The organism is Citrobacter sp. wls714, from assembly GCF_005281025.1.
Taxonomy (GTDB): domain Bacteria; phylum Pseudomonadota; class Gammaproteobacteria; order Enterobacterales; family Enterobacteriaceae; genus Citrobacter; species Citrobacter werkmanii.
Genome location: NZ_SZWZ01000075.1, coordinates 234731 through 248488 on the forward strand (window position 1 = coordinate 234731; position 13758 = coordinate 248488).

General features: G+C 53.3%; 12 protein-coding genes. 7 read left to right on the forward strand and 5 right to left on the reverse strand.

From position 1 onward, the window contains the following. The first annotated feature begins 49 nt into the window (after positions 1 to 49). From allB to glxK, 3 genes are all read left to right on the forward strand, one after another. Positions 50 to 1405 (forward strand): allantoinase AllB, encoded by a 1356-nt coding sequence (gene allB, locus FDX11_RS16925; protein ID WP_137398267.1) that lies wholly within the window; start codon positions 50 to 52, stop codon positions 1403 to 1405. Positions 1406 to 1469: 64 nt separating this feature from the next. Continuing rightward, positions 1470 to 2768 carry a uracil/xanthine transporter gene (locus tag FDX11_RS16930; RefSeq protein ID WP_079225147.1) on the forward strand — a complete coding sequence of 433 codons (1299 nt, stop codon included), beginning with the start codon at positions 1470 to 1472 and terminating at the stop codon, positions 2766 to 2768. Positions 2769 to 2789: 21 nt separating this feature from the next. Further along, positions 2790 to 3938, forward strand: coding sequence for a glycerate 3-kinase (glxK, locus tag FDX11_RS16935; RefSeq protein WP_042309979.1), 1149 nt, complete (start codon positions 2790 to 2792; stop codon positions 3936 to 3938). A gap of 79 nt (positions 3939 to 4017) precedes the next feature. On the opposite strand, the gene allE is transcribed toward glxK, so the two are convergent. The 3 genes from allE to allD are packed head-to-tail and all read right to left on the reverse strand — an operon-like array spanning position 4018 to position 7120. Further along, positions 4018 to 4803, reverse strand: coding sequence for a (S)-ureidoglycine aminohydrolase (gene allE / locus FDX11_RS16940; protein WP_038638457.1), 786 nt, complete (start codon positions 4801 to 4803; stop codon positions 4018 to 4020). Between the two features lie 10 nt (positions 4804 to 4813). Continuing rightward, positions 4814 to 6049 carry an allantoate deiminase gene (gene allC / locus FDX11_RS16945; protein WP_061381596.1) on the reverse strand — a complete coding sequence of 412 codons (1236 nt, stop codon included), beginning with the start codon at positions 6047 to 6049 and terminating at the stop codon, positions 4814 to 4816. A gap of 21 nt (positions 6050 to 6070) precedes the next feature. After that, on the reverse strand, positions 6071 to 7120 hold the full coding sequence (gene allD / locus FDX11_RS16950) for an ureidoglycolate dehydrogenase (RefSeq protein ID WP_061381597.1): 1050 nt from the start codon (positions 7118 to 7120) through the stop codon (positions 6071 to 6073). 316 nt (positions 7121 to 7436) lie between these two features. On the opposite strand from allD, the gene FDX11_RS16955 reads away from it, so the two are divergent. The 4 genes from FDX11_RS16955 to FDX11_RS16970 are packed head-to-tail and all read left to right on the forward strand — an operon-like array spanning position 7437 to position 12091. Continuing rightward, positions 7437 to 9104, forward strand: coding sequence for an acyl-CoA synthetase FdrA (locus FDX11_RS16955; RefSeq protein ID WP_137398268.1), 1668 nt, complete (start codon positions 7437 to 7439; stop codon positions 9102 to 9104). Positions 9105 to 9113: 9 nt separating this feature from the next. Continuing rightward, the gene (locus FDX11_RS16960) at positions 9114 to 10373 is read left to right on the forward strand and encodes a DUF1116 domain-containing protein (RefSeq protein WP_042309967.1); all 1260 of its coding nucleotides are present in this window, start codon (positions 9114 to 9116) and stop codon (positions 10371 to 10373) included. An 11-nt stretch (positions 10374 to 10384) separates the two neighbouring features. Beyond that, the gene (locus FDX11_RS16965) at positions 10385 to 11194 is read left to right on the forward strand and encodes a DUF2877 domain-containing protein (RefSeq protein ID WP_061381599.1); all 810 of its coding nucleotides are present in this window, start codon (positions 10385 to 10387) and stop codon (positions 11192 to 11194) included. Positions 11195 to 11197: 3 nt separating this feature from the next. Next, entirely contained in the window at positions 11198 to 12091 is an 894-nt protein-coding gene (locus FDX11_RS16970; protein WP_042309963.1) for a carbamate kinase, read from the forward strand. Between the two features lie 41 nt (positions 12092 to 12132). Here FDX11_RS16970 and purK read toward each other — a convergent pair whose 3' ends face one another. Then, on the reverse strand, positions 12133 to 13200 hold the full coding sequence (gene purK / locus FDX11_RS16975) for a 5-(carboxyamino)imidazole ribonucleotide synthase (protein WP_137398269.1): 1068 nt from the start codon (positions 13198 to 13200) through the stop codon (positions 12133 to 12135). After that, complete coding sequence (purE, locus tag FDX11_RS16980) at positions 13197 to 13706, reverse strand: 5-(carboxyamino)imidazole ribonucleotide mutase (protein ID WP_042309959.1); 510 nt, start codon at positions 13704 to 13706, stop codon at positions 13197 to 13199. Before purE ends, purK begins: the two co-directional genes overlap by 4 nt. Between the last annotated feature and the right edge of the window lie 52 nt (positions 13707 to 13758).

Below are 13758 nucleotides of genomic sequence, written 5' to 3' on the forward strand. Positions count from 1 at the left end.
AGCGTGCGTTATTTATAAAAACTATCTGTATCCATACAAGGAGTTCGTTATGTCTTTTGATTTAATTATTAAGAACGGTACTGTTATTTTAGAAAATGAAGCTCGTATTGTTGATATTGCCGTCCAGGCAGGAAAAATCGCCGCCATTGGCGAGAATCTGGGTGAGGCAAAGCAGGTAATAGATGCGACAGGTCTGGTGGTTTCACCGGGCATGGTTGATGCGCATACACATATCTCTGAGCCGGGACGTACACATTGGGAAGGCTATGAGACCGGAACGCGTGCCGCGGCAAAAGGTGGTATTACCACAATGATCGAAATGCCTCTCAACCAGCTGCCCGCGACGGTAGATCGTGAAACCATCGAACTTAAATTTGATGCGGCAAAAGGCAAATTGACCATTGATGCCGCGCAGCTTGGCGGTCTGGTTTCTTACAACCTTGATCGTCTGCACGAGCTGGATGAGGTCGGTGTCGTCGGTTTCAAATGCTTCGTTGCTACCTGTGGCGATCGCGAAATCGACAATGACTTCCGTGACGTTAACGACTGGCAGTTCTACAAAGGCGCGCAGAAGTTAGCAGAAATGGACCAGACGGTGCTGGTGCATTGCGAAAATGCGCTCATTTGCGACGAGCTTGGCGAGGAAGCTAAACGCGAAGGCCGAGTGACGGCACATGATTATGTGGCTTCACGTCCGGTTTTCACTGAGGTGGAAGCTATTCGCCGCGTGCTGTATCTGGCGAAAGTCGCTGGTTGCCGCCTGCACGTTTGCCATATCAGCAGCCCGGAAGGCGTGGAAGAAGTGACTCGTGCCCGTCAGGAAGGCCAGGATGTGACCTGCGAATCCTGCCCACATTATTTTGTGCTGGATACCGATCAGTTTGAAGAGATTGGCACGCTGGCAAAATGTTCTCCGCCGATCCGCGATCGACAGAATCAACAAGGCATGTGGGAAAAACTGTTCAATGGTGAGATTGACTGCCTGGTTTCCGACCACTCGCCATGCCCACCAGAAATGAAGGCTGGCAATATCATGCAGGCGTGGGGCGGCATTGCCGGGCTGCAGAGCTGTATGGACGTCATGTTTGATGAGGCCGTGCAAAAACGCGGTATGTCGCTGCCGCTATTCGCTAAATTGATGGCAACCAACGCCGCAGATATTTTCGGCCTGAAGCAGAAAGGACGTATTGCCCCGGGTAAAGATGCTGACTTCGTCTTTATTCAACCGGACAGCAAATATGTTCTGAAAAACGAAGACCTGGAATATCGCCACAAGGTCAGTCCGTATGTTGGCCGGATGATTGGCGCGCGCATTACGAAAACTATTCTTCGCGGGGATGTTATCTATGACATCGAGCAGGGGTTCCCGGTAGCGCCAAAAGGTCAATTTATCCTTAAACATTAACAATAATGTGATGTGAATTAATGCCCGTCATGCTGGCGGGCATTCTCTATTTTAAGGTATGAATATGCTTCCTGTTATTAACCGCGAAAGTTTGCTATCTGGCTTTCAGTGGTTTTTCTTTATTTTTTGCAATACGGTCGTGGTCCCCCCAACGCTGGTTTCTGCTTTTCATCTCCCCGCGAGCAATCTGTTAATGCTCACGCAATACGCTTTTTTCACGACATCGCTGGCCTGCCTTGCGCAGGTTATTTGTGGCCATCGTCGCGCCATTATGGAAGGTCCGACCGGTTTATGGTGGGGCACCATTTTGACAATTACCCTGGCTGAGGCGTCACGCGGGACACCGCTCAATGATATCGCCACCAGTCTGAGCGTCGGGATTGTCATTTCCGCTGTGCTGACGATGATTATCGGCTTTAGCGGCTTAGGACACCGGTTGGCCCGGCTATTTACCCCAACGGTGATGGTCTTTTTTATGCTGCTGTTGGGCGCTCAGCTCACCACTATCTTTTTTAAGGGCATGTTGGGATTGCCTTTTGGCATTGCTGACACCAGCGTCAAAATTCAACTGGCGCCTTTTAGCCTGGCGGTTGGCGTGATGTGCTTCATCCTTGCGATGATCATTTTTTTACCGCAGCGGATCTCCCGTTATGCCCTGCTGGTGGGGGCGGTAGTGGGATGGGGACTCTGGCGATTGTGCTTTCCATCAACGTCTTTGCCGTCTGGTGAATTAAGCTGGCAGTGGTTCCCGTTAGGCAGTCATGGCAGGCTGTTACCCGGTATTATCCTGACGGCGGTTATTACCGGTCTGGTGAATATCAGTAATACCTATGGCGCGGTGCGCGGCACGGACGTCTTTTATGCGCATCAAGGCTCCAGCAGCTCGCGTTATCGTCGTAGCTTTATCATTTCCGGTTTTATGACGCTGGTGACAGTGCCTTTTGCCGTGATTCCATTTTCACCTTTTGTCTCCTCTATCGGGCTGTTAACACAAACTGGCGACAGTTCGCGAAAATCATTTATTTATGGCAGCGTATTATGTTTATTGGTGGCGATAGTGACGCCGCTAACCCGCTTATTCTGCGCCATTCCACTGGCAATCAGCAGTGCCGTTATGCTGGTCTCTTATCTGCCGTTGCTCTATTCCGGTCTGGTTTTCAGCCAGCAAATCACATTTACCGCACGAAATATTTATCGGCTGGCACTCCCGCTGTTTGTGGGGATTTTTTTGATGGGGCTGCCTCCGGTTTATTTACAAGATCTTCCACTGGCTATTCGGCCATTACTGAGTAATGGCTTATTGGTGGGGATCTTACTGGCAGTGCTTATGGAAAACCTCATTCCATGGGAACGCATTAAATAACAGGATGAAAAAGGATTAATGATGAAAATTGTAATTGCGCCAGATTCGTTTAAAGAGAGCTTAAGCGCCGACCAATGCTGCCAGGCAATTAAAGCTGGATTTTCAGCCATATTCCCGGATGCAGAATACATTTGTTTACCAATTGCGGATGGTGGGGAGGGGACCGTGGATGCCATGGTGGCGGCGACAGGTGGAAAAGTGGTCTCGCTGGAGGTCTGTGGGCCGATGGGGGAAAAGGTCATGGGATTTTATGGCCTGACCGGTGATGGAAAGACAGCCATTATTGAAATGGCCGCGGCGAGTGGACTGATGTTGGTCGAACCGCAGGCGCGTAATCCACTGCTGGCATCAAGTTACGGGACTGGCGAACTGATTCGGCATGCGCTGGATGCCGGTATTCGTCATATTATCCTCGGTATCGGCGGGAGTGCGACAGTTGATGGCGGCATGGGCATGGCTCAGGCGCTAGGCGTGCGGTTCCTTGATGTGCAAGGGACATCATTGAGGGCGGGAGGTGGTAGCTTATCTCGCCTCGCGAGCATTGACCTGCAACAGTGCGATCCGCGGCTGACAGCATGTCGGATCGAAGTTGCCTGTGATGTGGATAACCCATTGGTTGGCCCGCGTGGCGCGGCAAGAGTATTCGGTCCGCAGAAAGGGGCGACGCCGGAAATGGTTGAGAAACTGGAAGAAGGATTACTCAACTACGCGCATGTGCTGCGAACGTTGACCGGTGAGGATGTATCTCAGGTTGCGGGCGGTGGGGCGGCGGGTGGAATGGGCATCGCTGCGGCTATCTTTCTGCAGGCCATCATGAAACCAGGGATTGAGATTGTGCTGCAGGCCGTTCAACTGGAGCAGTCCATCAAAGATGCATCGCTGGTCATCACCGGCGAGGGACGTATTGATTCGCAAACGGTCGGGGGAAAAGCGCCAATCGGTGTTGCTTCTGTTGCTATGCAGCATCATGTTCCGGTTATTGGTATCGCCGGGGTGCTGGGGGAAGGTGTGGAGGTGGTTCACGATCATGGTATTGATGCGGTATTCAGTATTTTGCCGCGACTCGCGCCATTGGCGGAAGTGCTGGCGAGTGGTGAAACCAACCTTTATCACTGTGCGCGTAATATTGCTTGCGCGATGAAGCTCGGTCAGGCGATTAATCTGCGTTAAGCATAAAAAAAGCCACGGTGTTAACCGTGGCAAAACCCAACATAGCTAAATAAAAAATTATCAGGCGGGCTGTTCGCCGTTAAATCTCAACATCCCGGTTGCAATCTTTGGAATAGATATAGCTGAACGCTTCACCACGCCCCACGCCGTAACCCGCCTGCAGGGAGTACGCGCCCATAAAGATGTAGTCGCCTTTTTTCACCGGGATCCATTGGTTATCGAGGTTATAAACGCCCTGACCTGAGAGAATATAAGCCCCATGTTCCTGTACATGCGTTTCGATATAACCATGACTGGCGCCGGGTTCGAATGACAGAATATGCATATTCATATCGAAGCCTAATTCTTTAGGCAGGAAATCCAGCAGGATTACGTCATCCATGCCTTCATAATGAATACGTTCTAACTGGTTGGCATTACCGGAGACCAGCCATGGTGAATGGCCTGCCACCGGCGTATAACGGCGTTTGTATAAAAACAGTTGGCTGTCTTCTGTCTGGGCATTATTAAAGGTGAGCAGTTCACCTGGCGGGCAATACAGATATCCGCCCTGGGTTAAAGCAAAGGTTTTACCTTCCGCTTTCGCCTCAATTTTGCCGGAAATAACATACACGAACGTTTCAATACCTTCGCCGCCAAAACCGCTGTGGTGGCCGCCGTTCTGGTGTAGGGTCACCAGATAGTCAACAAATGACGCGCCCAGTTTTGGCGTTGAGAGGATGGTGACGTCACAGTTTTCAAAACCCGGAATGATATTTTTAACCAGTCCGTCCGGGGTTAGCAGGGCAAAGTTACCGTGTTTTACAATTGCGCGATTAGCCAGTAAATCATCGCGATAACCCGTGACGTTATTCAGATATCCCATGGGTGACTCCTTATTTCTGCCAGGCAAGTTGATGAAGCATTAATGCCAGAGTTTTGACCCCTTCGGCAAGGTCGTTAATGTTTGTGCGTTCAGCGGGGTTGTGGCTGATACCGTTAATGCTGGGAATGAAAATCATGCAGGTCGGTACGCGGGGAGCGAAAATTTGCGCATCATGGCCCGCGCCACTGTGCATGACACGGTAGTTCAGCTGTTCTTTTTCACACAGTTCGGTAAGGGTAGAGACCAGTTTACTGTCCATCGGGACCGGCGTTTCATCCATCCACAAATCGATATCAATGCCGATATCCATTTCATCGCAGATGGCGCGCATGTCGTTTTCCAGTTGTTGAGTAAAATCACGCAATACGTCGGCATCGGTATGACGGCAATCGATTGTGAAGGTCGTTTTGCCTGGCACCACGTTGACGGTGTTCGGTTGTGGCTCTACCTTACCAAATGTGAGAACCAGAGGATCGCCATGCTTTTTGGCTTTCTCGATTGACTGGCTGCAGATGCGACTGAAAGCGTATACGGTATCGCGACGGTAGCTCAGCGGCGTTGTACCCGCATGGTTGGATTCGCCGTTCAGCGTTACCGTATAGCGACGTTGGCCGACAATCGCGCTGACGACGCCTATCGACTGGCCATTACTTTCAAGCACGCAACCTTGTTCGATGTGTAATTCAACGAAGGCTTTGATGTCATTGCGGGCATGAAGCGGCTCTGCGGGGAGAGTAAAACCGCAGGCGTTCATTGCGTCAACAAAACGGGTGCCTTTCGCGTCCTGGATATTACGGACGTCATCGGGATTTGCCAGTCCAAAAATGTTTTTGCTGCCCCAGAAGACATACGGGAAACGGCTGCCTTCCTCTTCCGCCATGGAAACGACTTCGACCGTTTTCAGCGGTGCGCCATAGGTGCTCTTGAGCCAGTCAACCGCGAGCCATGCCGCCAGCGCGCCAAACTGGCCGTCAAGATTGCCGCCGTTGACGACGGTATCAATATGCGAGCCGCTTAAAATGACCTGTTCCGGCGATTCGCTCCCAAGCAGACGACCGTATAAGTTGCCCACTTCATCAAAGCGAGTTTCCAGGCCGCTGGCATCCATGCGCTTTTTGAATTGCTGTTGTGTTTCAAGCCATTCTGGCGAATACAGCAAGCGCGTCATCCCACCGGTAGGATCCGCGCCAAAGGAAGAGAGCCAGGGAAGGGTTTCTTCAATTGCGTGACGAAAATGGTTGATCATATGAAATTCCTGTTTCAATAATTATTGTGCAAAGGGATTCTTTGTTTCGTATGACTTGAGATAGAGGGCATCGGAAATCAGGTATTGATAAATATCGTCAACAATGTCGATACCATGGACCGCGGCATTGCGTTGATTAATATCTTGATCCTGTCCGGGGTAATAAACTTGTTTAAAGCCGGGTGCAGGAGTAACGTTATTTAACTCTTGCATGGTCTGGCTGAGGTGCTGGCGGAATAATTGGTTGGAGGAGAAAAAGTCGGGATTAATAACCAAATGCAGTTGGCCTAAATTCCGACCGGCATGTAAATCCTCATACATTGAACTGACCTGACGACCAAACGGTAATCCCAATAAAATGCCGGATAACACATCGATCATCATCATCAGGCCATAGCCTTTAGGCCCAGCCGCAGGTAGCAACGCATTGACAGCAAATGGATCGGAAGTTGGCGCGCCGTTTTTATCGACTGCCCAGGTATTAGGAATCGGCTCGTTGCGGGAGCGGGCATCCAGAACTTTTCCCCATGCCTGCACCGTTGTCGCCATATCAAACGTCATGATGTCGTCGCCTTCTCCTGGCGCAGCGAAGGCTAACGGATTGGTACCGTAGTAAATATCTGCGCCGCCGAACGGTACCACCATCGGGTCGGACTGGCACACGGAGAGGCCGATCAGACCAGCGCGAGCGGCTTGCTGCACAAAGTAAGAAATGGCACCGCTGTGCCCCATTCGGCTAATGCCAACGACGGCGACACCATTTTTTTTAGCAATTTTAATGGCATGCTCCATACCCATCTTTGCTGCGACTTGCCCGGCGGCATTATCGGCATGCAAAATCGCTGTACAGGGACCGGTATCTTCAAAACGAAATGTGGGTTCGCGGTTGGTGCCGCCTTTTGAAATGCGCTCAGCATAGTATTCAACGCGTACGGCGCCATGAGAGTGAATGCCTCTGGCATCGGCGTAAACCAATACCTCAGCAACCGTTGTGGCGTGCTCACGTTTTAGTCCGGCCTTGCAAAGCTTATTCTCGATAAGCTGGTGGAGTGTTTCCCGACTGATTTTCATCTGTCTTCCTTTTTAACGACGGTGTGAAGCATGACTGCCGTTAACATACCGGGAATAAAAATTGATTATGTGATCCAGACACACAAAAAAATATAGTTAGAATTTATTTGATAATCAGTGTTGATTTGCCCTTTCTTTTTAAATAAACAATGCCGTTAAAAAATAATGTTTAATACTCTGGTGGTTGTTAAATTTATTTTGTTAATAATTCCAGTGTGATGCCAGTCACTCTATTTGGGATTCCAGATATATACCTTGAGCTACACATTAACACTACTCGTGCAATTGCCATGGGTGCAATTATTAAGGGGTTGTTATGATCCACGCCTTTATTAAAAAAGGGTGTTTTCAGGACTCTGTCAGTTTAATGATTATTTCACGCAAGCTGAGTGAGTCCGAAAATGTAGACGATGTATCGATCATGATGGGAACGCCAGCAAATAAATCATTGCTGGAAACGACCGGGTTTTGGCATGACGATTTTAATAATGCGACGCCAAACGATATTTGTGTGGCGATTCGCACTGAAACGGCTGATGAAAGTATTACGCAGGCCATTCTGCAACAACTGGATGAGTCGTTGCAGCAGCTGGCGCAGGCCACTGGCGGTAGCCAAACGCTCCTGCAGGTCAGACGCTGGGAAAGCGCGTGCCAGAAACTGCCTGAGGCGAATATGACGCTCATTTCCGTCGCCGGTGAATACGCGGCGGAGCTGGCGAACCAGGCGTTGGATCGCAACCTGAATGTCATGATGTTCTCCGATAACGTGACCCTGGAAGATGAAATCACCCTCAAGCGCCGTGCGCAGGATAAAGGTCTGCTGGTGATGGGACCGGACTGCGGAACCGCCATGATTGCGGGCACGCCGCTGGCTTTTGCCAACGTGATGCCGGAAGGCAATATCGGTGTGCTGGGCGCCTCCGGCACAGGGATTCAGGAGCTCTGTTCACAGATAGCGCTGGCCGGGGAAGGCATCACTCACGCCATCGGTCTGGGCGGACGGGACCTGAGCGCCGAGGTAGGGGGGATTAGCGCGCTTACCGCGATGGAGATGCTTGGCGCAGACGACAAAAGCCAGGTGTTGGCTTTTGTGTCGAAACCACCGGCGGAGGCTGTTCGCCAGCATATCGTGACGGCGATGAAGGCCACCGGCAAACCCGTGGTAGCCCTGTTTTTAGGTTACACCTCCGCGGTCGCCCGCGACGAAAACGTCTGGTTTGCCGCGACGTTGGACGATGCGGCCCGTCTGGCCTGTTTACTGGCGAGAGTCGCGGCGCGACGCAGCTCGCTTTCAACCACAGGAGACGGTGTGATCCGAGGGTTATACACCGGAGGTACGCTGGCCGCCGAAGCCGCTGGGCTGCTGGCCGCCCACCTGAATGTCACCGCGGATGCACAACATCATCATGGCATGATGCTGGATGCCGCCGGGCACCAGATTATCGATCTGGGGGATGATTTTTACACCGTCGGGCGGCCGCATCCGATGATTGACCCTGCCTTACGTAATCAACTGATTACGGATCTGGGGACGCAGCCGCAGGTACGCGTACTGTTAGTTGATGTCGTGATTGGTTACGGCGCGACTGCAGATCCGGCCGCATCGTTGGTTCAGGCCTGGCAGAAGGCGTGCGCTGCGCGAGGCCATGAGCAACCGCTGTATGCGATTGCGACGGTGACAGGTACAGAACGCGATCCGCAGTGTCGCTCACTGCAGATTGCCACACTGGAAGATGCCGGCATTGCCGTAGTGAGTTCACTGCCTGAGGCAACGCTGCTTGCCGCCGAACTGATTCGTCCATCTCAACCGTTATCTGACAAATCCACACCTCCGCTACTGGAAAAAGTGGCGGTCATCAATGCCGGGTTACGCAGTTTTGCACTGGATTTACAGGCGGCAGAAATGCCTGTGGTGCATTACCAGTGGGCGCCTGTCGCTGGCGGTAATAAGAAACTGGCTCGTTTATTAGAACGTTTGCAATAAGGGGTTCCAATGTTTACATCAGTGGCGCAAGCCAATGCTGCAGTAATCGAACAAATTCGTCGTGCGCGTCCGCACTGGCTGGATGTGCAACCAGCCTCCTCATTAATTCGCGAGCTCAATGAAGGGAAAACGTTGCTGCATGCGGGACCGCCAATGCGTTGGCAAGAGATGACCGGTCCGATGAAAGGGGCCTGTATTGGTGCATGTCTGTTTGAAGGGTGGGCCAATGATGAGATGAGTGCGCTGGCTTTACTGGAGCAGGGCAAAGTCCGGTTCGTACCTTGCCACCATGTTAATGCTGTGGGGCCAATGGGGGGAATCACCTCTGCCAGCATGCCGATGCTGGTGGTGGAAAATATCACCGACGGTAACCGGGCTTACTGCAATCTCAACGAAGGGATTGGCAAAGTGATGCGCTTCGGCGCGTATGGCGAAGATGTCCAGCAGCGTCTACGTTGGATGCGCGATGTCCTGATGCCTGTTTTAAGCGCGGCGCTGGCCAATCTGGAACAGGGTATTGATCTGACCGCCATGATGGCGCAGGGCATTACGATGGGCGATGAGTTCCATCAGCGCAACATTGCCTCTTCAGCTCTGCTGATGCGAACTCTGGCACCGCAAATTGCCCGTCTGGAACATGATAAGCAGCAGATTGCTGAGGTGATGGATTTTCTCAGTGTGACCGACCAGTTCTTCTTGAACCTGGCGATGGCTTACTGCAAAGCGGCAATGGATGCCGGAGCAATGGTGCGTTCCGGCAGTATTGTGACCGCAATGACCCGTAATGGCGATATGTTCGGTATCCGGGTGAGCGGACTTGGCGATCGCTGGTTTACTGCGCCGGTTAACACACCGCAGGGGCTGTTCTTTACCGGCTTCTCGCAGGAACAAGCTAACCCGGATATGGGCGATAGCGCCATCACCGAAACCTTTGGGATTGGCGGCGCCGCGATGATCGCTGCCCCTGGCGTAACGCGTTTTGTCGGTGCCGGAGGGATGGAGGCCGCGAAGTCCGTTTCCGAGGAGATGGCTGAAATCTATCTGGAACGCAATATGCAGTTGCAGATCCCTGGCTGGGATTTCCAGGGGGCTTGCCTTGGTCTTGATATCCGTCGCGTCGTGGAAACAGGTATTACGCCGCTGATCAACACGGGTATTGCCCATAAAGAAGCCGGTATTGGTCAGATCGGCGCGGGCACAGTTCGTGCGCCGTTGGCCTGCTTTGAGCTGGCTCTGGAAGCGCTGGCTGAAAGTATGGGCATTAGCTAAGAGAGCCGCGCATGATGATCATCCGTCCTCTGATGGGCAGTCAGCAGTCTCCGGATTTTCGCCAGTCATGGCAGCTATCCGGGATCTGGCGGCGCTCGATTAACCTTGTGGCCGAAGGAGGCGCACTGTTAACGCTGCACCGCCAGGGCAGTGGTTTTAGCCCGGGAGGATGGGTGATCCGTGCGCCTGATTTTGATGCGCTGCGTATGGCGTTAAGCGGTAGTGAAACCCCTCAGGCTGTCCCCGAGGGGATCGTGTTGGGACCGTTTCTGTTGCGCCAACCGCAGCGTTATTGTTCGTTGAAAATAACGTCCCGCCCACATGCTCCACGCCTTGCATCCGCCTGGATGGAGCGCGGCGAGGAAACGGGGTTATTCGGGCCGTTAATGCTGGCGGCAAATTTGCCTTTGTGCCCCGAGTTACGTCAGTTCCGCCATTGCTTTTTCTCGGCGCTGGCTGGCTTATCGACAGACTGGCGGCAGTGGTTAGGTAAGGGGCCAGGTTTAACGCCCAGCCATGATGATACGTTGACCGGAATGCTTCTGGCCGCCTGGTATTTTGGCGCGCTGAATAAGGATTCCGGCCATCGTTTCTTTGAATATTCCGGCAATCTTGAACTGGCGACGACCGTGGTTAGCGTGAGCTACTTACGCTACGCGGCATTAGGATACTTCGCTTCACCTTTGCTCCACTTCACTCATGCTTTGGGCCGACACCAAAGGATGGACGCGGCGATAAATTCGCTGCTAGCGCTCGGGCATACCTCCGGCGCAGACACCCTGTTGGGGTTCTGGCTTGGGCAACAAATCATAGAAGGATAGGGAATGAAAACGCTGGTTGTTGCTCTTGGTGGCAACGCATTATTGCAGCGCGGCGAGGCGCTGACGGCAGAAAATCAATATCGTAATATTGCCAGCGCCGTACCTGCCCTGGCGCGTCTGGCGCGTTCGTACCGCCTGGCCATCGTACATGGCAATGGGCCGCAGGTTGGTCTGTTATCGTTACAGAATCTTGCCTGGAAGGAGGTTGAACCTTACCCGCTGGATGTGCTGGTGGCAGAGACTCAGGGCATGATTGGTTATATGTTAGCGCAAAGTCTGACCGCTGAACCGGAGATGCCGCCGGTGACCACAGTGTTAACGCGAATTGTGGTGTCTGAAGACGATCCCGCGTTTATGGCGCCGGAAAAATTTATCGGCCCGGTGTATTCGCCTGCAGATCAAACGCAGCTGGAAGCCACCTACGGCTGGCATATGAAACGTGACGGCAAATACCTGCGTCGTGTTGTCGCCTCGCCTGAGCCTCGCCAGATCGTCGAAAGCGATGCTATTAAGCTCTTGCTCAAAGAAGGCCATGTGGTGATTTGTAGCGGCGGTGGCGGCGTGCCGGTGACCGGGGAAGGGGTTGGGTCTGAAGCGGTCATTGATAAGGATCTGGCGGCGGCATTGCTGGCTGAACAGATCGATGCCGACGGTCTGGTTATCCTCACCGATGCTGATGCGGTCTATGAGAACTGGGGCACACCAGAGCAACGTGCGATTCGACAAGCCTCTCCTGATGAACTGGCACCGTTTGCTAAAGCTGATGGTTCGATGGGGCCAAAGGTGACAGCCGTAAGCGGATACGTGAAGCGACGTGGAAAACCCGCGTGGATTGGCGCGCTGTCTCGCATTGAAGACACGTTGGCGGGGAAAGCCGGAACCTGCATTCGTCTGTAAAAGTAACGGGAGGCGTGCGCAGGCACACCTCCCGTATCGGTTTATTTCAGCTTTGACTGCGCCCAGATGATACCGCTGGCATATTCCGGCGGCAGCAGGGGAATGAGCGCTTCCAGCGTGGCGCTAAGGCGCGCGGTATCGCTGTCGATCAGGTTCAAGTGTCCCACCTTACGCCCTTCGCGTACCTCTTTGTCATACCAGTGCAGATGCACCAGCGGCAGCTTCAGCCAGTCGTAGTTCAGGTCGCTGCCGATCAGGTTTACCATCACCGAAGGATTGTTCACCACCGGCGTCGGCAGCGGCAGGCCGGTAATGGCGCGCAGATGCAGTTCAAACTGGCTGATGCTGGCGCCGTTTTGCGTCCAGTGCCCGCTGTTGTGCACGCGCGGAGCCAGTTCATTAATCAGCAGACCTTCCGGGGTGATGAAACACTCCATCGCCATCACACCGACATAGCCCAGCTCCTGCATGATGGCAGAGAGCATCGCTTCGGCCTGCGCCTGTTGTTTAGCGTTAGCCTGCGGAAATACCACGCTGGTGCGCAGAATGCCGTCCTGATGAAGGTTATGGGTCAGCGGATAGAAGACGGTGCTGCCGTCGTGCGCACGCGCGCCAATCAGTGAGACTTCACCGGAGAAGTTGATTCCTCGCTCGACGATGCACTCGCCGTAGCAGTCGTCTGGCAGTTGTTCGGTTTCATTCGCGCGTAAACGCCACTGTCCACGACCGTCGTAGCCGCCGACGCGACGCTTCACAATCGCCAACTCGCCGAGTTTGTCAAACACCGCAGACCATTCGCTTTTATCCGCCAGCAGTTGCCATGGCGCGGTCGCCAGGTTGAGTTTGTCAAAAAGCTGTTTTTGCGTCAGACGGTCAGCAATAATCGGGAAGACGTCGCGGTTAACAAACGCCGGGTGACGTGCCAGTTCGCGGGTGAGCGCCGTTTCCGGCCAGCGCTCAATCTCAGCGGTGATCACGCTTTGCTGAAAAGGAACGGCAGCGGGTTCGGCGTCCAGCCCGACGGGCCAGACCGCAATCCCCAGCGGCTCACCGGCCTGACGCAGCATGCGTCCTAGCTGACCATTGCCGAGTACACAGACCTGCTTCATGCGACACCTCGCGGGTCCGGGTTCTCCAGCACCTCGTCGGTTTGCGCTTTACGCCACTCAGCCAGACGCTGATGCAATTCTTTGTCGTGTGTTGCCAGAATTTGCGCGGCCAGCAGGGCCGCATTGGCCGCGCCCGCTTTGCCGATCGCCAGCGTGCCCACCGGAATACCGCGAGGCATTTGAACGATGGAATAAAGGCTATCTACGCCGCTCAACGCTGCGCTTTGTACCGGAACGCCTAAAACAGGCACCAGCGTTTTCGCCGCAATCATACCAGGCAAATGTGCAGCACCACCGGCACCGGCAATAATCACCTGATAACCGTTCTCTTCAGCGCCTTCGGCGAAACTGAACAGTTTGTCTGGGGTACGGTGAGCAGAGACGACCTCAACATGGTGTGGAACGTCCAACATTTCGAAGATTTCGGCGGCGAACTGCATGGTAGCCCAGTCGCTTTTGGACCCCATCACGATGGCGACACGCGCCGGATTATTGCGGGAAGACATGCGTCTGAAAACTCCTGTGGTGCACTACACTCGACTTTTGAGGCCACAGAGA

Coding starts and splice junctions, on each gene's coding strand:
- purK (WP_137398269.1), bottom strand. CDS start 13,200: ATGAAGCAGGTCTGTGTACTCGGCAATGGTCAGCTAGGACGCATGCTG.
- FDX11_RS16955 (WP_137398268.1), top strand. CDS start 7,437: ATGATCCACGCCTTTATTAAAAAAGGGTGTTTTCAGGACTCTGTCAGT.
- glxK (WP_042309979.1), top strand. CDS start 2,790: ATGAAAATTGTAATTGCGCCAGATTCGTTTAAAGAGAGCTTAAGCGCC.
- FDX11_RS16960 (WP_042309967.1), top strand. CDS start 9,114: ATGTTTACATCAGTGGCGCAAGCCAATGCTGCAGTAATCGAACAAATT.
- FDX11_RS16965 (WP_061381599.1), top strand. CDS start 10,385: ATGATGATCATCCGTCCTCTGATGGGCAGTCAGCAGTCTCCGGATTTT.
- allB (WP_137398267.1), top strand. CDS start 50: ATGTCTTTTGATTTAATTATTAAGAACGGTACTGTTATTTTAGAAAAT.
- FDX11_RS16930 (WP_079225147.1), top strand. CDS start 1,470: ATGCTTCCTGTTATTAACCGCGAAAGTTTGCTATCTGGCTTTCAGTGG.
- FDX11_RS16970 (WP_042309963.1), top strand. CDS start 11,198: ATGAAAACGCTGGTTGTTGCTCTTGGTGGCAACGCATTATTGCAGCGC.
- allE (WP_038638457.1), bottom strand. CDS start 4,803: ATGGGATATCTGAATAACGTCACGGGTTATCGCGATGATTTACTGGCT.
- allC (WP_061381596.1), bottom strand. CDS start 6,049: ATGATCAACCATTTTCGTCACGCAATTGAAGAAACCCTTCCCTGGCTC.
- purE (WP_042309959.1), bottom strand. CDS start 13,706: ATGTCTTCCCGCAATAATCCGGCGCGTGTCGCCATCGTGATGGGGTCC.
- allD (WP_061381597.1), bottom strand. CDS start 7,120: ATGAAAATCAGTCGGGAAACACTCCACCAGCTTATCGAGAATAAGCTT.